This is a genomic window from Thiorhodococcus minor, assembly GCF_010820565.1.
GTDB classification, from domain to species: domain Bacteria; phylum Pseudomonadota; class Gammaproteobacteria; order Chromatiales; family Chromatiaceae; genus Thiorhodococcus; species Thiorhodococcus minor.
The window spans coordinates 34,852-58,480 of record NZ_JAAIJQ010000030.1 but is presented as its reverse complement, the minus strand read 5'-3'; the positions used below and the strand labels follow the sequence as shown (position 1 = coordinate 58,480).

The following is a 23,629-nucleotide window of genomic DNA, read 5'->3' as shown; positions in this document are numbered from 1 at the left end:
CTACCCGGCGGTCAGGCAGGCGACGTGCTTGATGCTTGCGCTCTTGCTTGCGGGCGCAAGCATCAAGCCCCTCATGGCGCAGCCCTACCGCTATGGCCCGGGGGGCTACGGTCAGCCCTACTATGCACCGCCCTACTACGGGCAGCAGGCGCAGCCTCAACAGGTCCAGCCGCGACAGCCGGGGCAGACGCAGGACCCGCGCTTTCGGCCGCTTCCGCCCAGCAACGCCCAGGGCACGCCGCCTGGCTATCCGGCGCGACCGGCGCAGCCACTCAGTGCGCCGCAGGGTCGCGGCCAGATGCCCTACGGCTATCCCGGCTATCAGCAGCCAAGCTGGCAGCAGGGCTACGGACAACAATCCTTTCCAGCCACGCGCGGCCAGCCGCCCAAGATCGAATGGCGGCTGGAGGAGCTGGACCCCTATCTCCAGCAGCCTGTTGTCCTTCACCTGAACGTCGTCAGTAGCGATAACCTGAGCACCGCGGATCTGGAGCTGCCGCCGTCGAGCGACTTTCTGTTCAAGACGCTCAAGGGTCCAGACACCGGCACCCGGCAGCGGGACGGCCGGCGCGAGATCGTCAATAGCTTCCTGCTGAGCGTGGTCCCTCTGCGTGCTGGGGATCTGAAGCTGCCCCAGATCAAGGTCACGGGCGAGCAGGTGGTGGGTGGCCTGACGCAACGCTATGAGGCGCGCCCAGGGCGGACGATTCAGGTGCAGGTGCGCCCCTCGATGACCTCGGTTCGCCCCTGGCTGCCGCTGAGATCCCTGTCGCTCAAGTCGAGCCTGGACCGCGAGGGGGCGCTAGCCCCAGGGCAGCCGGTGACTCTGGCGATCGAGATCCGCGGCGAAGGCGCAACGGCGGTTCAGCTCCCGACCATGGAAAACCAGCTCGAGGGCACGGACTTTCGCGTTTACCGCGAGCAGACGCTGACGGACACGCAGCTGTCCTCCGACGAGCGCCGCCTCTCCGCGACCCGGACCGAATACTACACCTTGGTACCCCAGGTCGGTGGGCGCATCACCCTGCCCGAGATGAGCATCGCCTGGTGGAATATCGACCTCGGCGTGCGTGAGGTCACGCGCCTGCCGCTCAAGACGCTGAGCGTTCGCGGCGGTGGTCCCTTCGGCTTCTCCGCCTCCGCGCTCACGATGTCGGGCTGGGCGAAGATTTGGATCCCCCTAGCCGGGCTCGGACTGCTGGTGGTTGGCTACTGGGTGGGCGTGCTTTTCCGCGGACGGCCCTGGCAGCTCGGCCGGGCCTCTCTCGGCGCGATGTGGCGAATGCTTCGAGCCGGCATCGGCTTGCTGGCGAGAAAGGCAGCTCCCTATCTGGCCGGTCTGCGGCCGACCCTGCTGCTGTCGAAGGCGCGTGCAGCCTTCTGGCGGATGCTGCCGGCCAGCACTCAGATGAGCCGGTGCATCCGTCGCGCGAATCGCGCCTCGACACCTCTGGAATGGCATGCACTCTTCGAGCAGCAGGCTCGCGCATGCGCGAGCAATCAGGGCGATTTGACGCGGCCCGCCTTGAGTCAGCAGATCCTCGCGCATCGGCCCGCCGCAGATCCGCAGAAGCTGGAGCATTTGATGCGCCAGCTAGATTCCGCGCGTTACGGACAGCAATCCATCGACTTCAAACGCTGGAAGCGCGAGCTCATGGCACAGCTGCGCCCGGGAGCGGGCCTGCTTCGGCGCACTCGCGGCGAGGACGGACGCCTGCGCTGGGCAGCCCTGCCAGCCCTCAACCCCGGCTCCTGATAGCCGGTCTTCCCCGGCGAGTGTGCGCCCGGATTGCCCGAGGCTTCCGCGCTCCTTGCATCCTTCTGAAGCCCTGATTCGGGGATAATCCCGAGAAATTGCGCTTGAGCCGATAGCGTCGAGGTCAAGGGCGCCCCTGGCCTCGACGCTCGGGTCTTTGCGGTGCGAATTGCCGATGCTAGCTCAGGAGGTCCAGCTCACCAGATGACAGAGATTGGGGTCCCAGACCGGCGCCAGGACGCGGCGCAGCCCCTCTCCGCCCGCTCCGAAGGTCGCGAAGACGAGGGCGCGGCCAGCGAGCTTCCATCTCAGGAGTCTCCGGTCGAGGGCGAGAAGACCAATGCCAGGAAGGCGGCTTCTCCGCCACCAACCTGGGCCGCCATCGGCCGCCCTCTGTTGAGCTGGCTGTCGGCAGTCTTCGTCGCCCTCGTTCTGGGGAGCGCCATGCTCGTGGCCGTCATCCGCTGGGTCGATCCGCCGGCCTCGGCCTTCATGGCGCAGCACGCGCTGAACGTTTGGCGGCTGGATCAGACGCCGCCCTACTATCGGCACCAGTGGATCGAATGGGCGCGGATCCCGCAGAGCATTCAGCTCGCGGCCATCGCGGGAGAGGATCAGAGATTTCCCAGCCATCTCGGCTTCGACCTGATCGAGATTCGCCATGCGGTCGCGGACTACCTCAGGGGCGGTCATCTACGGGGTGCGAGCACCATCACTCAGCAAACGGCGAAGAACCTCTTTCTTTGGCCTGGATCTGGATGGTGGCGCAAGCTCGCGGAGGGCTGGCTGACGCTCCTGATGGAGACGCTGTGGCCGAAGGAGCGTATCCTGGAGGTCTATCTGAACATCGCGCAGTTCAGTCCGAGCACCTATGGAATCGAGGCGAGCGCGCAGCGCTACTTCCATCACTCGGCGAGCGATCTGACGCCCGAGGAGGCCGCTCTCTTGATCGCAGTCCTGCCGGCGCCGGGCAACTTCTCGCTGGAGCACCCCTCGGAGCGGCTGCTGCGGCGCGCGGCCTGGATTCGGGATCAAAGCAGCAGACTGGGGGGGGCGCGGTATCTCGGACGGCTGTGATCTGGGCCACCACGCGCGACCTTGGATGCGAATGCGGCTGGGCTTCCGTGTCCCCGACGCTTGGCCGTCAACGGCGGCAGCCGGTTGCTCCGGGCTCAGTCGCAATACTGGTCGACCAGTGCCTGATGGTGCTCGAGCTTGTTCTCGTTGTAGACCTTTTCGGTGCGCTCATGGTAGCCATTCAGGAGCTTCTGCTTCCATTTGGCGACTTCGGCACGATGCTTCGCGCATTTCGACCGATTGGGGGTCTTGCTCGGGCTCCCGGTCACGCGCCTTGCCGCGGCTGCGGCCCGAGCCCTAGCCTGTCGACGGGCCTTGCTCAGGCGCTCGCGCTGGGTGCGCATCGCCTTGGCTTGACTGCCAACCGAGTAATCTCTCGAGGATTTCCCGGACTTGGAGCCGTCCGGTCCGCGGATATCGACCTCGAATGGATCGACGTCCGCATGACCGCCGCAAGCCGTCTGCTGGTAGATCACGCGGCCATCCGGCTGTTTGCACTTGAAGAGCCCGGCATGAGCGTCCGCGGCGATCAGCAGTGCGAGGCTTAGCGCAGTGGCCGACGCCGGGACCTGAAGTAGGCGCGAAGTATCCATGGCCTGTCTCCTCCCCGTGCTCGATCATCGAGAGAAAACGCCTTTGAGATGCACTTCAATAGGCGTTATCCGAGGATTGGACCATAGCGCAAAACACGTTTAGTGTTCAAGCGGCGGGCTGCTCAGCAGCACTCGCGGCGTCTTGCGCATGCCTGAGCGAGCTCGCGAAGAACGGGCTCGGTATCGTCCCAGCCCAGGCAGGCATCGGTAATGCTCTGACCGAAGATGAGGTCGTCCGGGGCCCCGGCGTTCTGCCGTCCGCCCACCAAGTGACTCTCGATCATGGTGCCGATGATGCGTCGATCGCCGCGGGCGATCTGGCCGGAGACGTCCTGCGAGATGCGCACCTGTTTCTCCGGCTTCTTGCCGCTGTTGGCATGGCTGAAGTCGATCATGATCTTCGGCGTGAGGCCGGAGTCGGCGATCTGCTCCGCCGCGATGCTCACGCTCTCCGTATCATAGTTGGGGCGCTGGCCGCCGCGCAGGATGACATGCGTATCCACGTTGCCCGTGGTGCTGAAGATCGCGGAGCGTCCCGCCTTGGTCACGGACATGAAGACATGTGGGCGGGCCGCGGCATGGATGGCGTCGATGGCCACTTTGACGTCTCCATTGGTCGCGTTCTTGAAGCCGATCGGGCAGGACAGGCCGGACGTCAGCTCACGATGGCCCTGGCTCTCCGTGGTGCGGGCGCCGATTGCACCCCAGCTCACTTGGTCTGCGATGTATTGCGGGCTGATGAGGTCTAGGAACTCGGTGCCTGAAGGCATGCCCATTTCGTTGAGATCCAGCAACAGCTTGCGGGCGATGCTCAGACCCTTGTTGATCTCGAAGCTGCCGTCGAGGCTGGGGTCATTGATGAGCCCTTTCCAGCCAACCGTCGTTCGCGGTTTTTCGAAATAGACGCGCATCACCAGCAGCAGTTCAGGACTCAGCTCTTCGCGCAGCGGCTGGAGACGCTTTGCATATTCCAGCGCCGCCTCGGGATCGTGCACCGAGCAGGGGCCGACCACGACCAGCAGCCGATCGTCGCTGCCATGCAGGATGCGCTGGATCTCATGGCGCGTGTTGTAGACCGTATCGGCCGCTGCCTCGGACAGCGGAGACTCACGATGGAGCTCTTCGGGTGAGCGAACTTCGGTGATTTCGCGGATGCGCAGGTCGTCGGTTCGATGCATGGAGTGGCGCCGCAGCGTGTCGGAAAACCGAAAAGTATAAACGAACTACCGAGCTTTCTGGTCAGCCGGGAGGGAGGCCGATTCGCCGGATCTCCTGGGCTCACCTCAGGCGTCGCCGGTTGACGAACTCGACCCCAGGGCCGAAGCCGTCGTCTCGCACGCGACTGAGGCCGGCATAGTCGATGCGCATCCGGTACCAGGCGCTCGGCTTGGCCCCGAGGACATGGCCGATCAGGGCGCGCGTGACGCCCGCGTGGCAAACGATGAGCAGGCGCCGACCAGGATAGGCCGCCATCTGTCGATCAAAGGCGGTCGCGATGCGCGCCGAGAAGGCATTCAGGGGCTCAGCTCCCGGCGGGCGGTGGCCGACCGGGTCGCGGTAGAAGGCCGCGAAGGCCTCCGGCTCCCTGGCTGCGACCTCGGCGTGGGCGCGGCCCTCCCAGGCACCCATGCCGATCTCCACGAAGCCGGGGTCGGCCGCCAAGGGGAGTGCGTGACGCCCGGCGAGCGCGCGCGCGAAGGCCAGGCAGCGTTGCATCGGCGAGCTGATGATCTGGTCCCAGTCGCCCTCATTGCCGATGGCTGCCCACATCTGCCGCCAGCCGGCCTCGGAAAGCGGGTCGTCGATGCCGCCACCGCGATATCGCCGGCCGCCGACGGGCTCGCCATGACGGATGATGTCGAATTGCGTCTGTCTCATGGTGCTTTCTGCTTGAGCCTGGGCTGAAACGCCTGTATTAAACTGAGCCAATGATCGCCCAACAAGTCACAGCCATGGCCAAGTCGCTATCGATCTGGAGCAAGTCATCCGCATGAAACCGAAAATCTACGAGGGCATCCACAAGCAGGAAAAGGGCGGGATGACGCCGACCGCCAACATCATCCGGGATGCCTGGGTGTTTGGCATCATTCCCGAGGACGAGACCTGCGAGGGCTGGACGATACAGGGCATCGACGCCCTCTACGACAAGGTCAGTGCGGCCTGGGAGCCCTACGGCCAACTGGCGTCGAAGCTTCCGCCGGAGCTGCGCGAGCGCCATGCGCGCATCTATGCCGAGGCCGTCGAGCGCGCCCGCGCTCAGGGCTGGAGCCCCGAGCTTGGAGACGACGACTAAGGCCCGAGAGCGGTTGAGCGGCGTTCGGCGTCAATCCACCATCATCTGTCCGCTGCGGCTGGCGGGTCCGTGTCGTGGCGCAGGGCACGGGGCGCGTCATGGTTAGCTACCACGTCAAAGAGACCTTCTTCCGTCCTGATCGCGAGGAGGTGCGCGAGTCGAGCAGCATCTCGGCGGATCTCTACAATCGGCTGCAGCGGCTGCTGCGTGCCGCTGGCGGCGTCAGCGTCTTCCTCCCCGTCCGCTCCATGCAGTATCTCGCCGTGGTGGAGCGCCAGGAGATCGTCTTCGTCGACGGGCAAGGCGGCTATGCCCATCAAAACGGCGAGGGCGGGCGCCTCATCCGTCTCGCCTGGCAGCCGGCGGGCAGCCGGGATTCTCTCAGCGCCCCAGTTCCCTGTGAAATGGTCTACTATTTTAGGGATCTGCGTGGGGTGCAGTTGAGGCTCCTCGCGGAGATCGGACCGGCACTGGACCGCATGCTGGAACGGCAGCGCGATCAAGGTATCCAGCCATGGGTGGGTCGCGTGCTTCCCTTCCGGCAACCGCCAGGGTCGAGATAGCCCATCTCGATACCCTGCCTCGGAGCTCGGCGGGCTGCCGCCAGCGACCAAGCCGTCCAGGAGCCACTGAAGAACATCGAGCGCAAGGCCGCGCCTTTCTGTCTGACCGAGCCAGCCCGGCACCCGAGCGGGTGTCAAAACCAGAATCATCGGACCGCAAGAGTCCGGGAGATGGAGGATTTCATGCCCAAGTTATTGACCTGGCGCGAGGATTGGTCTCTCCGTATCGAGGCATTGGATAGAGACCACCGCGCTCTGATCGATCAGCTCGCCGATATTTGTATCCGGTTCTGCCCGGAGGCGTCGAGCGGCCGATCCGGAGATGCCAACGCCCTCATCGACGCCCTGACGCAGCTCGGGGAGTCGATGCGCGAGCATTTCCGTCGCGAGGAAGACTTCATGAGGGCGTTCGACTACGAGGGCATCGGCGAGCATCAGAGCGAGCATGCCCTTCTGATGGCCGAATTCACGGCAATGCTGCGTGAGTGGCGCGCCAACGGGCTGCATGTCTTCGACGAGGCGACTCAAGGCCTGGTGCGCGATTGGCTCCTGGCCCACATCTTGGGTGCGGATCGCGCCTTCGCCGAGACCTATTTCAGGCTCTGCGGCCGCGAGGAGGACGCCGATCAGCAGCGGGTCATGTCGCTCTATCAGTCCAGCTATCGCACCTCGTTGGGGCGGCGCTGACGCATCGCTGCCGCGAGGCTCGGCCTGCCGCTATCCTTGCTCCATCGAGTGAGTCGCGACGCTTCCATTGGCCGAGCGGCTGATGGATAGCGGGGCGCAGCGTCCCACCATCTCGTCAGCGGACTGGCTGCTTCAACTACCCAAGCAAGTCCCTCAGCGCCTGAAGCGTCGCCTGCCGGCCCAGCTCCCCAATCGCGCTCGTCAGCGGGATCGCCTTCGGGCAGACCCTCACGCAGTTCTGCGCGTTTCCGCAATCGCTCAATCCGCCCTCGGCCACGATGGCGTGGAGCCGATCGGCCTTGTCGTAGCGGCCGGTGGGGTGGGCGTTCATCAAGCGGACCTGGGCCAGTGGCGCTGGGCCCATGAAGTCCGCGTGCGGGCCGAATTGCGGGCAGGCGGCCATGCAGCAGCCGCAGCTCATGCAGCGGCTGTAGAGGTAGCTCTCCGACCACTGACGCTGCGAGATGCGCGGCGCGCCTTCGTGAATGTCCCAAGGGCCGTCGATGTCGATCCAGGCCTTGACGCGCCGGAATCCGTCGTCGATGCGTGAGCGATCGACGATCAAGTCCCGCACCACCGGGAATTTCGGCAGGGGCTCCAGCACGATGGGCTGCGCGAGCTGGTCCACCAGGGCCGAGCACGCGGGTTTGGGAACGCCATTGATGAGCATGGCGCAAGCGCCGCAGACCTCCTCCATGCAGTTGTGCTCCCAGGCGACCGGCTCGACGCGCGCACCAGCGACCGTGACCGGGTCGGCGCGCAAGGCCAGCAGCGCCGAGACGACATTGTGGTCCGGCTCGTAGCCAAGCTTGAAGTCTTGCCAATAGTGCGTGCTGTCGGGCCTGTCCTGACGGCGGATCCTCAGATGGATGGCCTTCGCGGCCGGCGTATTGCCTGGGATGGCGCTCATCGGTAGTCGCGTGGGTTGACGGGGGGGTAGAGGCTGGTGTCCACGGGCTCGAAGTCGATCTTGGGACCTTCGGGGCGATGCTCGGCGATGGTCGTCTTCAGCCAGCGCGCGTTGTTCGCCTGCCAGCGGGCGCGGTAGTCCTCGAACTCGGGATCGCCCGGAAACTTGCCCTCGGGGATGCTGAGCTTGAACTCTGGCTTGTAGTGCGCGCCGCGGCACTCGTCGCGTGCGAGCGCGCTCTGCGTCACGACCGTCCCGAGCCGGATCATGTCGCGCAGCTGCCGGGCGAAGGACAGGGGCTGATTGGCCCAATCCTTGGTGTCTCCGAGCCGGATCCGACCGAGGCGCGCGTCGAGCTCCCTCAGCTCTTCCAGGGCGACCTCGAGCTCCGGATTGGCGCGCACCACACCCACCTTGGCCGTCATCAGCTCGCCGAGCGCGCGGTGGATCTCGAAAGGGCTCTCTGGGCCGTCGCTGCGCATGAGTCGCTCATTCTGCGACGCCTGGCGTGCGATCGCTCGGTCGATGTCGTGCTGTCTCAGCCTCGCATGGCCAGACCCGAGGCCACGCAGATAGCAGACCGCGGAGGTGCCCGCGACACGCCCCGAGAAGCTGGCCGAGAGGAGCGAGTTGGCGCCCAGGCGATTGGCGCCGTGATAGGCGTAGTCGCACTCGCCGCAGGCGTAGAGGCCGGGGATGCTCGTCGCGTGGTTGCGCGGGCTTTCGGACACCATGCCGCCGTCTGGGTCGCGCTCGAAGTCCACCCAGAGTCCCCCCATGGGATAGTGGGCCGCGGGGAAGATCTCCATGGGCTCGTCGAGCGGGTCCACGCCGGCGAACTTGCGGTAGATGTCCAGAATGGCCCCGAGCCGCGTCGAGACTAAGGCGCGATCCAGATGGGTCAGGTCGAGGTAGACCCTGTCGGTGCCGCGCAGGCCCAGTCCCATCTGCCTGGTAACGCGCCAGATGGCGCGCGAGGCCTCGTCGCGTGCCACGGTGTTGCCATAGGAGGGAAACATCTCTTCGAGGAAATAGAAGCGCTCAGCCTCCGGAATGCGCCTGGCGGCACGCTGGTCGTCCGGGGTGCGCGGTACCCAGATGCGCCCGCCCTCGCCGCGTGCGGCCTCGCTCATGAGACGGGTCTTGTCGCGCCCGATCATCGCGGTCGGATGGAACTGGAAGAGCTCGGCGTTGGCGAAGCGCGCGCCCTGCTGGTAACAGCGGCTCGCGGCGGCGCCCGTGCAGTTGGTGGACGTGGTGGTGTTGGGGGCGTAGATCTGGCCGAAGCCCCCCGTGGCCAGCACGACGACTTCGGCCGCAAAGGCGCGGACTTCCAAACTGCGGAGGTTCATGGCGAGGATGCCGCGGCAGCAGCCCGCGTCGTCCTTGAGCAGCTCGAGAAACTCCCACCACTCGCGCTTGGTGACCTGGCCGAGGGACTCCAGCCGGCGCACCTGCTGATCCACCCCGTAGAGCAATTGCTGGCCCGTGCTGGCGCCGGCGAAGCAGGTCCGCTTGTTCTTGACCCCGCCGAAGAGGCGCTGGTCCAGGAGACCTTCCGCCGTGCGCGAGAAGGTCACGCCCATGCGGTCGAAGGTGCGGATGAGTCCGGGTGCGCTCTCGCACATGCTCTTGATCGGTGGCTGATTGGCCAGGTACTCGCCGCCCTTGATGGTGTCGATGATGTGCTGTTGGACCGAGTCGTGCTGCCCCTTGGTGTCGAGCACGGCATTGATGCCGCCCTGGGCGCAGACCGAATGGCTGCGGCGCACCTCGAAGAGCGAGAACAGCTGCACCGGGAAACTGGCGTTCGCAATGGTCAGCGTCGCCCAGAGGCCGCCGAGCCCGCCGCCGATGACGATGGCACCGCCGCGCTCCGTCATGGCAGGAACCCCAGCAGGCCCTGGATCCCGATCACGGCGAGCAGCACGCCAAGACCGGCGCAGACGTAGCCGAAACGCCGTTGCGCCTCGGCCGAGGCGGTCAGCCCCCAGACGATCCCCATGGTGGCGAGGCCGTTTGCGAGGTGGAAGACGGAGAGCAGGAGTCCGATCAGGTAGAGCCAGAAGATCGCGGGCTGTGTGAGCAGGTGCTGCATGTGTCCATAGAGGTCGGCGCGAACCGTCGGCTCCCACAGCCCTTGGACGCGTGTCATGCCGACGTGCAGGACGAGAAAGAGCAGGATGCCGATGCCGGAGATGCGCTGCAGTCCGTAGGCCCAGTTTCTGAGGTAGGCATGGCGCCTGGGCGCCCAGCGCATTTGGGTCGAGATCAGCAGCCCGTACCCGGCATGAAGGACGAGCGGCAAGGCGATGACGACGATCTCGATGACCGTCAGATAGTTCGTGCCCTGCAGAAAGGCGACGACTTCGCCGTTGTAATGCGATGCGCCGAGCCGGGACTGGGAGTTCTCCCAAAGGTGGAAGCTCAGGAAGGCGCCGATCGGCAACAGGCCGAGCAGCGAGTGCAGTCTACGCAGCAAAAAATGCGAATTCTGGATCGACTCGGCCATGGCTCACTACTCGCCGTGCGATTCCTCCAGCATAGACCGGGCTCCAAGCCCTGTCCGTGATCCTGCTCATTCGCGCGGGTGATGGTGAGTCAGGCATCTGGGCGCTCAGGATCTGGCCGCCTGCGGAGCTCACGCACGCATGACTTGTCCGAAACATCAACCATACTTGATACTTGGCCGAAACATAGGGTGCCTCGCCTCAGCCGGCTCTTGGCGATTCGAGGCGTACCGCGCCAGATGTTTCGGCATCTGCTGGCCGACGAGTCTTCCGACGAGCTGGTGATTGAACAGTGGCATCACGCGGCAACAATATCCTGTCTTCCGAGGAGCTGGAGTACATCCAGCAGCTCTTCGCTCAGCCCGAGCAGGAGTCCGAGGACGAGGTCGGCGGCTGGCTTCGTGTCTCGGAGGACGCCGCCGGTCTGCTCGAGGCATTCTCGGAGAGCCCTCGCATCGAGCTGCAGGCGGGCTGGCAAGGCCATCGGCTGCGCTTCCCGCTGAAGCCGCGCGCGCGCATGGATACCGGCGAGATGACGCTCGAGGTGGGAGTGCCTGAGATCCTGGAGGGGGGCGAGCGCTCGCGCAGCTGGCGGGTGCCCTTGGAGAGCGAGCAGGAGATGCGGCTCGTCGACCAGAGCGGGCGCCTCGAGCGGCCGCGGGTGGTCAACCTCTCCTACACAGGCATGGCCATCGAGCAGTCCGCGGAGCACCTGCCCGAGCTGGACCAGCCCCTCACAGATCTGCGTCTGGTGCTCCCCGGCGAGGCGGAGTTCGTGCGTTTGCTCGGCTATGTCGTGAGACACACCCGGCTCGACGACAAAAAGGTCCAGCTCGGTATTCGTTTCGAGCCCCTGGAGGATGAGACGCGCGACATGCTCGGCCGCTACATCCTGCGTCGGCACAAAGAGCTGCAGGCTTCGACGCGATAGGCAAGGCGCCCAGCTCTCGCTTAGGTAAAGGCGGCGGCGATCATCTCCCGCAACCTTGCCTCCTTCCGCTCGATGTCCGCGGCCAAGGCGAGCTGGATCTCTGCCTTGCGCAGATTCTGCTCGGGAAACTCGACGCGAAAGTAGCGGTTTCCCTCGAGGTAATCCGTCAAGAAGCGGATTCCCAGCTCGAGCGGGATAAGGGCGATCGCCGCGTAGAGCGTTTCCACCTCCGCCGGGGACAGCACTCCCCCCATCTGCTCTGCGTACCCGGCGAGGATGGCCTCGCAGGTCTCGAGATCGAAGCAGGCCGTCCCGGCCTCGCCGCTCCTGTTGCAGCAGGAGCGCAGGCAGTCGCCGAGATCGTGCTGAACCAGGCCAGGCTGTACCGTGTCCAGGTCGATGATGGCGACGGCCTTGGCTCCGTCTTGGGCAAAGAGGATGTTGTCCAGCTTGGGATCCCCATGGGTGATCCTTGTTGTGGCGCGGCCATCGCGCCTTGCGGACTCCAGCGCTTCCACCAGGTGCTCGCGCTGACCGATCAGCTTGACCAGCGTCTCGACGGCAGCGCAGCGCGCGGCCTCATGGGCGGCAAGGGCTCGGCGCAGCCGCTCCAGATAGCTCCCAGTCTCATGGAGCCCGGGCAGCGAAAGCCCGAACTGCTCCAGCGGCAGCCTGGCGGCAGTTCTGTGGAATGTCCCCAGGACGTGCCCGACCGCTTCGGCCTCTTCGGCAGTCTCCAATCTGGTCAGCGTCTTGGTGTTGGTAATCAGCTCCATCATCCGCCATGGCTCGCCAGTCTCGTCGCGCGTCAAGGGGGCGCCATCCCAAGTCAGGATGAGGCGGGGGATGCGGACATCCGAGCCGTCGGCTTGGTCCAGGAGCTCGGTCAGGGCGAGCAGATTCGCCATGATCTGCTCGGGACGCGGGAAGACATGGGTGTTGATGCGCTGCAGAACGTAGCCTTGGCGAGACGTCAGGACCGCGAAGGTGTCGTTGATCAGACCGCGTCCCAAGGGGCGAATCGCGAGCACCTCGGCTTCGATCTCGAAGCGACGCGCAATCCTCTCCGGCGCGGATGCTGGCAGTCCTCGCGATGTGCTCATGGCCGCCGTGCCCTCACAGTGACCGTCGCACGCTCAGCACCTCCGGCAGCTGTTGCAGCTTGCCCGTGAGACGCGCGACTTGCCGCATATCCCTGACCTCGATGGTGAAACGCATGGACGCGGTGTCCGTGCTGCGCTCGGAGTGGGTGTTGACACCCAACACATCCACATCGTCGTCGGAGAAGATCGAGGTGACATCGCGCAACAGGCCTTTGCGGTCGGAGGCGATGACCAGCAGATCGACGGGGTAGGTCGTTTCCGCCGGTTGGTCCGCCCAGCGGACATCGATCAAGCGCTCGGCCTCCTCCGGCGGCAGGTGGCGGACGTTGTTGCAGCTCTTGCGGTGGATGCTCACGCCCCGGCCACGGGTGACGAAGCCGACGATGGGGTCATGGGGCACGGGCTTGCAGCATTGCGCCATGTGCGTCATGAGGTCGTCGACCCCTTCGACGACGACGTCGCCAGTCGGTGACGCCCTGTGCCTGGCTGGCGCGCGCGGCTTGGGCGCGGGCTCCTTGGCCTTTGCCTCTTCGGCCTTGGGCTCGCCGACCTTGCGCGCGACGAGGCCCACGGCCAGATCGCCGCGCCCGATGGCGGCGAGCATGTCCTCGCCACGCTTGAAGTTGAAGCGTGGCGCAAGCTCGTCAGGATGGGGCTTCTCGACGATGCCGAGTCGAGCGATCTCGCGCTCCAAGGCGGTGCGACCGTTCTGCAGGTGCTGGTCGAAGCTCTGCTGCTTGAACCACTGACGCACCCGGTTGCGTGCCCGCGCCGTGGTGAGATAGCCGTGGTGGGGGCTGAGCCAATCGCGGCTCGGTGCGGCGTTCTTCTGCGTCAGAATCTCGACCATGTCGCCGCTATTGAGCCTGTAGTTCAGCGGGACGATGCGGTCGTTGACACGGGCGCCGCGGCAGCGGTTGCCGACCTCCGAGTGGATGGCGTAGGCGAAATCCAGTGGCGTCGACCCCTTGGGAAGCTCGACCACCTTGGACTGGGGCGTGAGCACATAGATATGGACGGGCTCGAGCTCCGCCTTGAAGCGCTCCATGACGTTCGCCACGTTATCGCTCTCGTTCTTGAGCTCGAGCCAGTTGCGCATCCAGACGACGCGCCGCTGGAACTCGGCGTCGTGGCCCTTGGCTTCTTTGTAGGCCCAGTGCGCGGCGACACCGTATTCGGCATGGCGATGCATGTCGTAGGTACGGATCTGCACCTCGAGCGATTTGTCCTCGGGCCCGATGACCGCGGTGTGCAGCGACCGATACATGTTTCCCTTGGGCGTGGCGATGTAGTCGTCGAACTCCTTGGGGATGTGCTTCCAGAGTCCGTGCACCACGCCGAGCGCGGCATAACAGTCGGCCACCGTGTGGACCATGATGCGCACCGCGCGCAAGTCGAAGATCTCGGCGATGTCGACCCCCTTGCGCTGCATCTTCTTCCAGATGCTGAAGATGTGCTTGGGGCGCCCTGTGATCTCGGCCTCGATCTTGGCTTCTGCGAACTTCTCGCGCAGGGTCTGGATGACGCCGGCGATGTATTGCTCGCGCTCCCCGCGGCGCTCGGAAAGGAGCTTGGCAATGCGCTTGTACTCCCCGGGCTGGAGGTAGCGCAGGGTCAAATCCTCCAGCTCCCACTTGATCTGCCAGATACCCAGGCGATTGGCGAGGGGGGCGTAGACGCGCTGGGTGTCGCGCGCGAGCTTGGTCCGGCGGCCCGGCTCCAGGTCCTTGATGGCGCGCATCAGGTGCACGCGCTCGGCCAGGACCACCAGCACGACGCGCACGTCCTCGGCGATGCCGAGCAGGAGCCGACGCAGGTTCTCCTCATGCTGGGGCTGATCCTTCTCCGCGATCACGGCGTCGATGCTCGCAATCTGGCCGATGCGGGCGAGGTCGCCGACCATGCGGGCGATGCCGGGCCCGAAGCGCTCGCCGAGCTGGGCCTCGGTGATGTCTCCGCGGGCCAAACAGCCGTTGAGCAGCGCGGCGATCAGGGTCTCGTCGTCCATGCGCAAGCCGAGCAGGATGTCCGCGGTCGAGACGGCGTGGCGCACATGGGTCTCGCCTGTGTCCACGTGGCGGTCGCCATGGCACTCGGCCATGGCCTGGCAGGCCTCCGCGATCCGCGCGCTCTCCTCCTCCGAGTAGTGCGCCTGGATGCTTCGCAGCCAGTGCGCGATGGCGGTGCCGTCGTCCGCGTCTTGATCCGGGAGGTTGTAGGTGGGCTTGACCATGATGGGGCCTTGCTGGTCGGCCTCTAGCTGCGAGGCCGGTTCGGTTCCGTGCGATTCTTGGCGGTTCTCGGCCCTAGTCGAGGACTAGGCTGACGAGACCGTCGGCGAGCTTGGGCTCGAACCATGTGGACTTGGGTGGCATGACCTCGCCAGCGTCGGCGACTGCCATGAGATCCTCCATGCGCGTCGGATGGAGCGCGAAGGCTACGGCCATTTCACCCGAATCGACACGCGCGGCGAGCCCTTCCAGCCCGCGGATTCCACCCACGAAATCGATGCGGTCGTCGCGCCTGGGGTCGCCGATGTCGAGGATGGGCGCGATCAGGTGCTCCTGCAGCAGACTGACGTCCAGCCTGGCAACCGGATCCTCGGCAGGGATGTGTCGGGGATCCAGTCTCAGCAGGTACCACTGCCCTTTCAGGTACATCCCGAAGTCTGCCGGCGCGGCCGGTTTCACGGGCGTGCCCGAAGGCTTGACCTCGAAGGCGCTGCGGATTCGGTCGAGAAAGTCCGCGACGCTTTGACCATTGAGATCGCGAACGACCCTGTTGTAGTCGAGGATCTGCATCTGGTCGTGCGGGAAGATGACGGCGAGAAAGCCTTGCTCCTGGTCCTTGGCGCGACCCTCCTGCCGACCTTGAGCCGCGACCCGCGAGGCGGCCGCGGAGCGGTGGTGCCCATCGGCCACGTAGAGGGCGTCCAGCGCGTCGAATGCGCGGGTCAGGAGGTCGATCTCCCCCGCATCGGTGAGCGTCCAGAGCTCGTGACGCACCCCGTCTGGCGCAGTGATGTCGACCTCCGGCTCGGCGCCGCTCACGCGGGCAAGGCAGGCGTCGATCTCGGCGTGGGCGCGATAGACCAGAAAGACAGGCCCGGTCTGGGCGCCAAGGGCCTGGATCTGGCGTACGCGGTCATCTTCCTTGGCTGGGCGGGTGTGCTCGTGCTTCTTGATCCGGTCGGTGTCATAGGCCTCCACGGACGCGGCGGCGACCAGCCCGGTTTGCCGATGCCCGCCCATGGTGAGCCGATAGACGTAATAGCTTGGCTGTGGATCGCGGATCAGCAAGCCCTGGTCGAGCATGCGGCCGAGGTTTTCGTGCGCCTTGGCGTAGACCTCGGGCGCGTAGGGGTCTGTCCCGGGCGGGAGATCGACTTCGGGCCGTGAAATGTGCAGGAAGCTCCACGGCCGTCCCTCGACCATTCGTCTTGCTTCGGCCGCGCTCATGACGTCATAGGGCGGGGCGGCGACCTCGCCCGCTTGGTCTGGCGCGGGGCGCAGGCCTGAGAAGGGTTGGATCAGAGTCATCGGAGAGTTGCTCATCTGTGGATGCCTGGAGCGCGTCCGGGGAAGGTGACCGCATGCTTGGAAGCGTCCAGGTGCGGCCCAACCTCACCTGCGATCGGCGCGGGATTTGGTCCGACGGCCATCGCCGCTCGCGCTGAGAAGCCCGATCAGTCCCGATCTCATTGTCGACGACGTGAGCGCCGATGTTACCAGCTTGCCCCGGCGGACCGGAAAACTTTGGCAGCCATCGTCGGCGCGACCCAGTCCGCGCTCGCGGCGCTCAGCGCCTTCCTCAGGGCATGGCTGACCCAAGGATTCATCCTAGAAAGAGCTGCCAGCCACCAGCAGCCAGCTCAAAGCTCTGTTTTGGCGCTGCTTTCAGGTCTTCTTCTGAGTCACCCAAGGGGTGGGCGGCTAGAAAATCCGGCAACTGTATGATTTTCCGCCGCTGGCCGCTGGCCGCTGGCCGCTGGCCGCTCGAACTAGGTTCATGTTCTTCCCAGGAGAAACCTCGATGACCAGCAGCGCTTACCTGAAGGATCTCGTGCTTCTCCGCAACGACCCCGCGATGGTGCCGCGCATTCAAGAGGCCGCCGAGCGCGGCGAGGTGGATGCCCAGTATGCCATGGGCTTGGTGTGCGCCGAGGGGCGGGGCGTCCCCGTCGATCTCGCGCTCGCGCATTATTGGCTCTCGCTCGCCGTCGCGCAGGGAGATCGGGATGCGGAGCGCTTGCGCGAGGTCGTGGGCATGCAGATGACGGACGCGCAGTACGAGACCGCGAAACGGCTGCGCGCGGCCGATCTGCATGCCTCGCGCCCTGCGGCGGCTCGGCATTGAGCATCGCGGCGATGCCCTTGGTCTGAGCCGTGGGCGGCGCGGGGTGCCGCCGACGGCGGTCTCGACGAAGCGTGCCGAGCGCGGACGAGGCGATGTACCCTGGGAAAGAGGTCGGCTGCGCACTTCTCGTGTCCGCGAGGCGCTTCGGGCGGGCTGAGCCGGATTCCAATCCGCGTCCCGCCGACTGCGCCGATCTCGGGCGATCCGCGCCGAGGCGCCTGAGCATCAAAGGCGTCACTGCGCGAATGCGCCAATTCCGATCCGTGCCGGCGGCATGGTGTATCATCCCTCGTCCGGTTGAGACTGGGTCCGATACCCCGAAGACAGCGAGCCGCTGCGCCCCGCATGAGCAGTCCTGGAAACGAGCACAATGGAAGCCTGCCGTCCCTCGCACTGGAGAGCGGTCCCGTTCTGGCGTTGGCGGCACGCCCAGGCGATGAGGTCTGCGCCTGTGGTGGCGTCTTGGCGCGGCACGCAGCGCGTGACCATGATGTCTTCGTCATGGTGCTGCCGGAGCTGGCCGCCGAGGACGATGCGCAGGCGCTTGCGGGCTGGGCGGGGCTAGCGCGCGCCGCTGGCGAATGTCTTGGCTGCAAGGAGGTGCGCCTCAGGTCACGCCTCGAGCAGCCGTTCGGCTATGACGAGGCGAGTGTGCGCTGGCTCATCGATCAGCTCGCCGAGCTGGCGGTCGTGCGCATTTACGCCCCCGCATTCGACGACCCCGACCCAGCGCGCGCGCGGCTCGGGCTGATCGCGCGCGAGGCGGTGCGTCGCTCCCCGGCTGGTCCTGAGCTGGCCACCTACGAGCTGAGTGCGCCCATGGCGCCGACTCACCTGGCCGACATCACGGAGACGGTGGAAGCCAAGTCGCGTGCCATGCAGTGCCTGGCCGAGCTTCCGGACGCGGCCGCGCGGATGCGTCAGGCGAGCGCGATGAGCGTCATCCGTGCCGCCGGGCTGGATGAGGACGTTACGGCCGCGGAAGGCTTTCGTCTCGTCGGCGCGGCGGAGATTCAGGATTGGATCTCAGGTCTCGGCCGGATCCCGAGCGCAGAGGGCTCGGCGGCAGGCGCCGAGTCGGGCTCGCTTGTTTCCGTCATCGTCCGAACGACGGCTAGAGCGACGCTGGATCAGGCGCTGGATTCCATTGCGGCCCAGACCTACAGACGCCTCGAAGTGGTCCTCGTGGATGTCGCCGGTCAGGGGAGCCTCGGCCATCCGAGCCATTGCGGCGAGTTTCCCATGCGCACGGCTTCGACGGGCGCGCAGCTGGGGCGGGGCGCGGCCGCCAACCTCGGGCTCGACCGGGCGCTGGGCGACTATGCCCTTTTTCTGGATGACGATGATTGGCTGCTGCCAGAGCATATCGCCAGCCTGGTCTCGGCGATCGCGGGCAGAGGTGAGGCTCGGGCGGCCTATGCCGGGGTCGCATGTCGTCGCGAGGAGGCGGACGGCGAGTGGAGCACCCTGCACGTCTTCAATGAGCCCTACGACCCGCTGCGCCTGCTGATCGAGAACTATCTGCCCATCCATGCCGTCCTCTTCGCGCGTGATCTGGTTGGCGCCTCGCTGCGATTCGACGAGACCCTGGACGTCTACGAGGATTGGGATTTTTGGATCCAGCTCAGTGCGCTGACACCCCTGGCCCATGTCGATCAGGTGAGTGCGGTCTACCGCATCGCCAGCGAGAGCGGGTTTGGGCTGCGTCAGCAGGACCAGGCCATCGACCCAGGGCTGGCACGGATCTTTGGCAAATGGCGCTCCCGCTGGAGCCTCGAGCAGCTGCTCGGATTGGTGGACTACGCCAAGCATCGCAGCATGTACGAGGAGCTGCGCGAAGAGAGCGCGCGCAAGCATCTGGCGGTCTGGGAGAAGCTGAATGCGGCCAAGCTCGATCTGGAGCAGTGGAAGGTTCGCCACTCGCTCCTGGCTGCCGAGAAGCGCACCGTCGAGCAGGAGGTCGCCACGCTCCACGAGCGTATCCTCGCCGCCGATGCCAGGCAGCGCATCCTGGAGTCGGCGCGCGAGGCGGATCGCGAGCTCCTCGACATCCTCGGAATTCAGAGCCTCACGGACGCGCTCTGGTGCCGGGAAGAGCTGGCGCGCTACCGCTCCTTCCACGGACGCATCCTGAGCACGGTCGCAGTCCTCACCAAGCCGCTGCTGCGGCCATACCGGCAGGGCAAGTCGGTACTGCTGCGCGTCAAGCGTCCCTTGGTGCGCCTTGCCGCTCATGCCGGGCATATCGCCGATACCGCCAAGGCCTATGGCGTGGCTGTGGTCGCGCGCTCGCTGTTGTGTAGGCTACGTCGATCGCGAGCCTGCGCGGAGCCGAGCATCCGGGATCTCTGGCAGGCGCTCGAGCTCTCCTCGATCGATCTCAAGCCGCACCCGCGGCCGCTCGTCATGATCCTCATGGATCCGAGCCGCGTCGCGCCCGATACGATCAGACTCCTCAAGGGCCTCGCGGAGGGGCAGCATGTCCCGCCGTTCGAGCTGCTGCTGCATTACCCGGAGGGCCATCCGATCGCCGGGGTCCTCGAGGCGCGCTTGCCCGCGCTGCGCCGAGTCGCGGTCGGCAGGGAGGTCGACACCCGCAAGCTGCTCGCGGAGGCCCTGAGTCTGGGCGCGGGCGAGTGGCTGCTGCTGCTCTCGGCCATCAATATCCAGCCGAACGATTGGCTGTCGCGGATGGTGCAGTGCGCGCAGGACGCCCGGCTCAGCGGGGCGCCGGCGGGTGCGGTCTGCGTGAAGGTCATGGGCACGGACGGCCGCTTGGTCGCAGCCGGCGGGGTGCGTACTCCAGATGGGCTGGTGCACATGATGGGTGCGGGGCAGGACCCGCTGGCCCCGGAATTCAACTTCTTCCGTGAGGTGGACGCTGGCTCCGACGCCTGCCTCTTGGTAAGCCGGCAGGCGCTCGCTACGCCCGATGTCCCGCAAGGCGGCGAAGGCGGTTTGGAAGGACTCTGCGCGGCGCTTCAGGCGGCCGGCAAGGCCATCCTCTATCAGCCGGAGGTGACGGCAGTGGTGCCGATGGCCGCGTCCGGCCGTGCGCTTAACGGGAATGAATTCAGCCGCTTGCGCCGCCGCGTCCTGGTGGTCGACGCCGTCATGCTGACCCCGGACCAGGATTCCGGATCGCTGCGGATGTTCCATCTGCTGGAGACCTTTCTCGAGCAGGGCTGGCACGTGACCTTCGCGCCCTCGAACCTGGAGTATTGCGAGCCCTATGGTGGGCATCTGCAGCGGCGTGGTGTCGAGGTGCTGCACGCACCGCAAACGGTCTCGATCGCGGATTTCCTCCATCGCCGCGGCGCCGAGTGCGACCTGGTGATCCTGAGTCGCGTCATGGTCGCCAGCGCCCTCTTGGACGATGTGCGCCTGCACGCCCCCCAGGCCTGGCTGTGGTTCGATACCGTGGATCTGCATTTCCTCCGCGAGCAGCGCGAGGCGGACCTGCGCGCCGACCCGGCCGCGTGCAAGCTGGCCGAGCAGCGCAAGCGCCAGGAGCTCGATCTCATGCAGCGCTCGGATTTGACCCTGGTCGTCAGTCACATCGAGCGGGAGATGCTCGCGGTCGAGGCGCCGGAGGTGCGGGTGGAGATCCTGAGCAACATCCACGACCTGCATCCCACGCAGACGCCCTTCGAGGCGCGCGATGCCATCCTCTTCATCGGCGGATTCAATCACGACCCCAATGTGGATGCGGTCCGCTATTACGTCCATGAGGTCTTGCCCCTGGTCTGGGCGGAGATCGGCCAGGTGCCGACCTACATCATCGGCAGTCGGCCGACGCTCGACGTCCTGGCCTTGCACGATCCCGAGCGCAACCTGCATGTCACTGGCTATGTGGAAGAGGTTGCGCCCTACTTCGAGCGTGCCCGCCTGTCCATCGCGCCATTGCGCTATGGTGCCGGCGTGAAGGGAAAGATCAATATGAGCATGGCCTATGGCGTGCCCGTGGTGGCGACCCCCTGCGCGGCGGAGGGCATGTTCCTCGAGGACGGCGCGGACATTCTGATCGGCGATGATCCGGAGGCATTTGCGAAGGCAGTGGTGCGCCTCTACTCCGACCAGGGGATCTGGCAAGACTTGGCTCGGAAGGGTCTGGCGAACATCGAGCGGCACTTTTCGCGGCGAACCGCCCGCGAGACCCTCGACCGGCTGTTGTGCGAGCGCTGGGCATGAAGGTCCTGCTCATCACCCACGGCAAGTATCTGGCGGCGGACGGCGTTGCCTCGGGCAACAGCGTTCGCGCCTATTTTCTGGCGCGCGGTCTCGTGGATGCAGGCATCGAGGTCGTCCATGCCTATCCGTCGGGGCTCGGAGCGCCCACGACGCCAGAGCCGCGCCCGGGCATTCGGGTCCTTGTCTATGATGACGAGGCTGGGCTGGCGAGCTTGATCCAGGAAGAGACGCCGGACGCCCTCATCGTCGGCTACTGGGAGCTCATCGAGGCGCTGCCCCAAGACCTCGATCTACCCATCGTCCTGGACGTCGTTGCGCCCAGGATCCTCGAGGCCATGTATCAGGAGCACCTCGACCTCTCGAGCGAGGTGCGCCGAGCCCTGGCTTGCTATCGCCGCGCGGATCGCTTTCTGGTCGGCAGCCAGCGTCAGGCCAGCTTCCTCCTCTCCTGGCTCATCCTCGCCGGCGCCGAATGCCTTGCCGAATCGCCGATCGACGTCCTCCCGATCTCGGTCGAGCCCGCGGCCGAGGCGCCTCCAGGAGACATCCAAGACGACTGTTTGCGCCTCGTCTCCGGCGGTGTGTTCTGGCCTTGGCGGAGGACCGAGGATTGGTTCGATAGTCTGATCGCCGCACTTCAACGCCACGGGGGTGGCCAGGCGGAGCTCGCCCTCTTCTCGGGCGGCTATGTCTACGCGGCCGATGCGGCCGCGCCGACCCTTTCCGAGCGCGAGGCGGCTTGGCCAGAGCAGCTGGTCAAGCGCTATGGTCTCCTTCCCTACCAAGAGATGCAGACATTCCTGCGCACACGCTGCCGGATCGGTGTCGAGCTCGCGGACGAGAATCCCGAGCGTCGACACAGCCAGTCGTTTCGCGCCATGGAATTCTTGCGCAACGGCTTGCCATTGCTCTGCAACGGTTATACCGAGCTCGCCGAGCAGGTCCGCGCCTATGATGCCGGCTGGGTCGTGGACGGGATGGACGACCTGGATGCGGCCGTTGCCGAGATCCTTGGCAGCCCCGATCTGGTCGCGGTGAAATCGCGCAATGCCTTGCGGCTGGTGGAAGCGCGTTTTCACTATCGCAAGACGACCGCGCCACTGGTGCGTTTCCTGCGCGAGCCGCGTAAGGCGGTCTGGGGCGAGCCCCTCATTTCGCTCCATCCTGGCTCCGAAGCGACCGAGCCGGTCGCAACACTGCCTCCGGCTCAAGAGTCCGAGGCGGTTGCTGGGGGCGCAGAGGCTCCGTCGGGTGGTCGGCGTGCGCCTAGGCAGGTTGTCGCGGCGGTATCAGGACCGCTCAAGACCGCGATTCGGCAGGCGGGGAAGCCGCTGCTCAAAGGGCTCGCGCGAGCGGCCGGGCGCCTGGGGCGCAGCGATGCCGTCATCATGGTGTCGCGCTCGGACATCCGCCCCGCGAACCATGGCGCCGCGGTCAAGATCGACCGCACCGCCTGGGGGCTTTCGCACGCCGTCAGCGCCGTCTATCTGGTCAGCGACGACCGCAGGCATTATTGGGAGGTGCGTGAGGGTGTCTTTCGGCAGCGCAGCTTCCCGCGCTGGCTCGCGCGGCTCGGACCGGAGCCGGAGCGCGTCAGGCGCTTCCTCATCGAGTCCGGGATGCCGGCCGACGACGCCTTCCTCTACACCCCAGTCGCCGATTGGAGCTTCCTGCTCCGAGCCCTCTACCTTGCACTCAAGTCCGGTGCGCGCCTCTATCAGGCGGAGTTTCCCGCCTATGGTCGCGCGACTGTGTGGGCGCGCGACCTCCTCGGTGGCCGCGCGCTGCTCGTCGAGCACAATGTCGAGTATCAGCGCCTTGCCGATCAGGTCGACGATCTTCCGCATCATGGCTACGAGATGCTCCGCAAGGTGGAGCTTGGCTGGTGTCGTCGTTCCGATGCGGTGATCACGGTCTCGGAGGCCGACCGGCAGCGGCTGGTCGAGGATGGCGTCGACTCGGCGCGCGTCCATGTGATTCCGCATGGCGTGGATCTCGAGCAGTTCGAGCGCGCGGAGCCCCTGGATCTGCACGCCCGCTACGGCATTCCGCGAGAGCGGTCGGTGCTGGTCTACCACGGCATCTACATGTATCCGCCAAACCTCGAGGCCATGCAGGTCATGGCGCGCGAGATTCTGCCGCGCCTCGAGCGGGCAGGCGTCAGCGCGACCCTGCTCGCCATCGGCGCCTATCCGCCCGAGCAGTCCTTGCATCCGAATCTCGTCTTCACGGGGCCGGTCGAGTCGGTCGCGCCCTACTTGAAGGCGGCCGATCTCGCGGTCGTTCCGCTTCAGAAGGGCGGTGGCACCCGGATGAAGATCCTGGACTATTTTGCCGCGGGCCTGGCCGTGGTCAGCACTGCCAAGGGCGCTGAGGGCATTCCCATTCAGTCAGGTGTCCAGGCCATGGTCGTCGAAGGGCAGGATGCCTTTGCCGAGGCGGTTGCGGCGCTGCTGCGGGATCCAGATGCACGCGAGCGGCTTGGGCGGGCGGCGCGCACCTTCGTCGAGCCACTGGACTGGAGGGCCATCGCAGCCCGCTATCTGGAGCTCGTCTAGGCCGCCTCGGAACGGGCCGGCTTGCGGTCCTAAGGGTGCGACTTGGGGAGGTGGCGCCGGTCTCTCGCGATGATGAAGTCCGAGGCGCTGCTTGCGACTCC

Annotated in this window: 18 protein-coding genes; 9 read left to right on the top strand and 9 right to left on the bottom strand. The window is 66.1% G+C overall.

Annotation, left to right across the window (positions count from 1 at the left end; all coding sequences use genetic code 11):
• Positions 1-31 precede the first annotated feature (31 nt).
• Together G3446_RS11880 and mtgA are read left to right on the top strand one after the other, a co-directional pair.
• Entirely contained in the window at positions 32-1,756 is a 1,725-nt protein-coding gene (locus G3446_RS11880; RefSeq protein ID WP_164453046.1) for a BatD family protein, read from the top strand.
• 204 nt (positions 1,757-1,960) lie between these two features.
• On the top strand, positions 1,961-2,833 hold the full coding sequence (gene mtgA, locus G3446_RS11875; RefSeq protein WP_164453045.1) for a monofunctional biosynthetic peptidoglycan transglycosylase: 873 nt from the start codon (positions 1,961-1,963) through the stop codon (positions 2,831-2,833).
• Positions 2,834-2,928: 95 nt separating this feature from the next.
• Here the strand turns inward: mtgA and G3446_RS11870 are convergent, their stop codons facing one another.
• The 3 genes from G3446_RS11870 to G3446_RS11860 form a co-directional block, all read right to left on the bottom strand.
• Complete coding sequence (locus G3446_RS11870) at positions 2,929-3,426, bottom strand: DUF4124 domain-containing protein (protein ID WP_164453044.1); 498 nt, start codon at positions 3,424-3,426, stop codon at positions 2,929-2,931.
• Between the two features lie 122 nt (positions 3,427-3,548).
• Complete coding sequence (locus G3446_RS11865) at positions 3,549-4,604, bottom strand: 3-deoxy-7-phosphoheptulonate synthase (RefSeq protein ID WP_164453043.1); 1,056 nt, start codon at positions 4,602-4,604, stop codon at positions 3,549-3,551.
• Between the two features lie 100 nt (positions 4,605-4,704).
• On the bottom strand, positions 4,705-5,304 hold the full coding sequence (locus G3446_RS11860; protein ID WP_164453042.1) for a histidine phosphatase family protein: 600 nt from the start codon (positions 5,302-5,304) through the stop codon (positions 4,705-4,707).
• Positions 5,305-5,416: 112 nt separating this feature from the next.
• Between G3446_RS11860 and G3446_RS11855 the strand changes: the two genes are divergently transcribed.
• The 3 genes from G3446_RS11855 to G3446_RS11845 all read left to right on the top strand — a co-directional run bounded on the left by G3446_RS11855 (position 5,417) and on the right by G3446_RS11845 (position 6,969).
• Entirely contained in the window at positions 5,417-5,719 is a 303-nt protein-coding gene (locus tag G3446_RS11855; RefSeq protein WP_164453041.1) for a hypothetical protein, read from the top strand.
• A 98-nt stretch (positions 5,720-5,817) separates the two neighbouring features.
• Entirely contained in the window at positions 5,818-6,282 is a 465-nt protein-coding gene (locus tag G3446_RS11850) for a hypothetical protein (RefSeq protein WP_164453040.1), read from the top strand.
• Positions 6,283-6,465: 183 nt separating this feature from the next.
• A complete protein-coding gene (locus G3446_RS11845) occupies positions 6,466-6,969 on the top strand; it encodes a bacteriohemerythrin (RefSeq protein WP_164453039.1) in 504 nt (167 codons plus the stop codon).
• A gap of 136 nt (positions 6,970-7,105) precedes the next feature.
• Here the strand turns inward: G3446_RS11845 and sdhB are convergent, their stop codons facing one another.
• The 3 genes from sdhB to G3446_RS11830 are packed head-to-tail and all read right to left on the bottom strand — an operon-like array spanning position 7,106 to position 10,391.
• Positions 7,106-7,879: a succinate dehydrogenase iron-sulfur subunit gene (gene sdhB, locus G3446_RS11840; RefSeq protein WP_164453038.1), complete on the bottom strand. Its 774-nt coding sequence runs from the start codon at positions 7,877-7,879 to the stop codon at positions 7,106-7,108.
• A complete protein-coding gene (gene sdhA / locus G3446_RS11835) occupies positions 7,876-9,762 on the bottom strand; it encodes a succinate dehydrogenase (quinone) flavoprotein subunit (RefSeq protein ID WP_164453037.1) in 1,887 nt (628 codons plus the stop codon). The genes sdhB and sdhA overlap by 4 nt, the downstream gene beginning before the upstream one ends.
• Entirely contained in the window at positions 9,759-10,391 is a 633-nt protein-coding gene (locus G3446_RS11830; protein WP_164453036.1) for a succinate dehydrogenase/fumarate reductase transmembrane subunit, read from the bottom strand. The genes sdhA and G3446_RS11830 overlap by 4 nt, the downstream gene beginning before the upstream one ends.
• A 290-nt stretch (positions 10,392-10,681) precedes the next feature.
• On the opposite strand from G3446_RS11830, the gene G3446_RS11825 reads away from it, so the two are divergent.
• Complete coding sequence (locus tag G3446_RS11825) at positions 10,682-11,320, top strand: PilZ domain-containing protein (protein WP_164453035.1); 639 nt, start codon at positions 10,682-10,684, stop codon at positions 11,318-11,320.
• A 20-nt stretch (positions 11,321-11,340) separates the two neighbouring features.
• Here the strand turns inward: G3446_RS11825 and G3446_RS11820 are convergent, their stop codons facing one another.
• From G3446_RS11820 to G3446_RS11810, 3 genes are all read right to left on the bottom strand, one after another.
• Positions 11,341-12,423, bottom strand: coding sequence for a phosphotransferase enzyme family protein (locus G3446_RS11820; RefSeq protein WP_164453034.1), 1,083 nt, complete (start codon positions 12,421-12,423; stop codon positions 11,341-11,343).
• A 13-nt stretch (positions 12,424-12,436) separates the two neighbouring features.
• Complete coding sequence (locus G3446_RS11815; protein ID WP_164453033.1) at positions 12,437-14,656, bottom strand: RelA/SpoT family protein; 2,220 nt, start codon at positions 14,654-14,656, stop codon at positions 12,437-12,439.
• Positions 14,657-14,729: 73 nt separating this feature from the next.
• Complete coding sequence (locus tag G3446_RS11810; protein ID WP_164453032.1) at positions 14,730-15,962, bottom strand: DUF1015 domain-containing protein; 1,233 nt, start codon at positions 15,960-15,962, stop codon at positions 14,730-14,732.
• A 493-nt stretch (positions 15,963-16,455) separates the two neighbouring features.
• Between G3446_RS11810 and G3446_RS11805 the strand changes: the two genes are divergently transcribed.
• The 3 genes from G3446_RS11805 to G3446_RS11795 all read left to right on the top strand — a co-directional run bounded on the left by G3446_RS11805 (position 16,456) and on the right by G3446_RS11795 (position 23,528).
• Positions 16,456-16,779 (top strand): SEL1-like repeat protein, encoded by a 324-nt coding sequence (locus G3446_RS11805; RefSeq protein WP_164453031.1) that lies wholly within the window; start codon positions 16,456-16,458, stop codon positions 16,777-16,779.
• A gap of 345 nt (positions 16,780-17,124) precedes the next feature.
• Positions 17,125-20,970, top strand: a complete 3,846-nt coding sequence (locus tag G3446_RS11800; protein WP_164453030.1) for a glycosyltransferase — start codon at positions 17,125-17,127, stop codon at positions 20,968-20,970.
• Entirely contained in the window at positions 20,967-23,528 is a 2,562-nt protein-coding gene (locus G3446_RS11795; protein WP_164453029.1) for a glycosyltransferase, read from the top strand. Before G3446_RS11800 ends, G3446_RS11795 begins: the two co-directional genes overlap by 4 nt.
• Positions 23,529-23,629 lie beyond the last annotated feature (101 nt).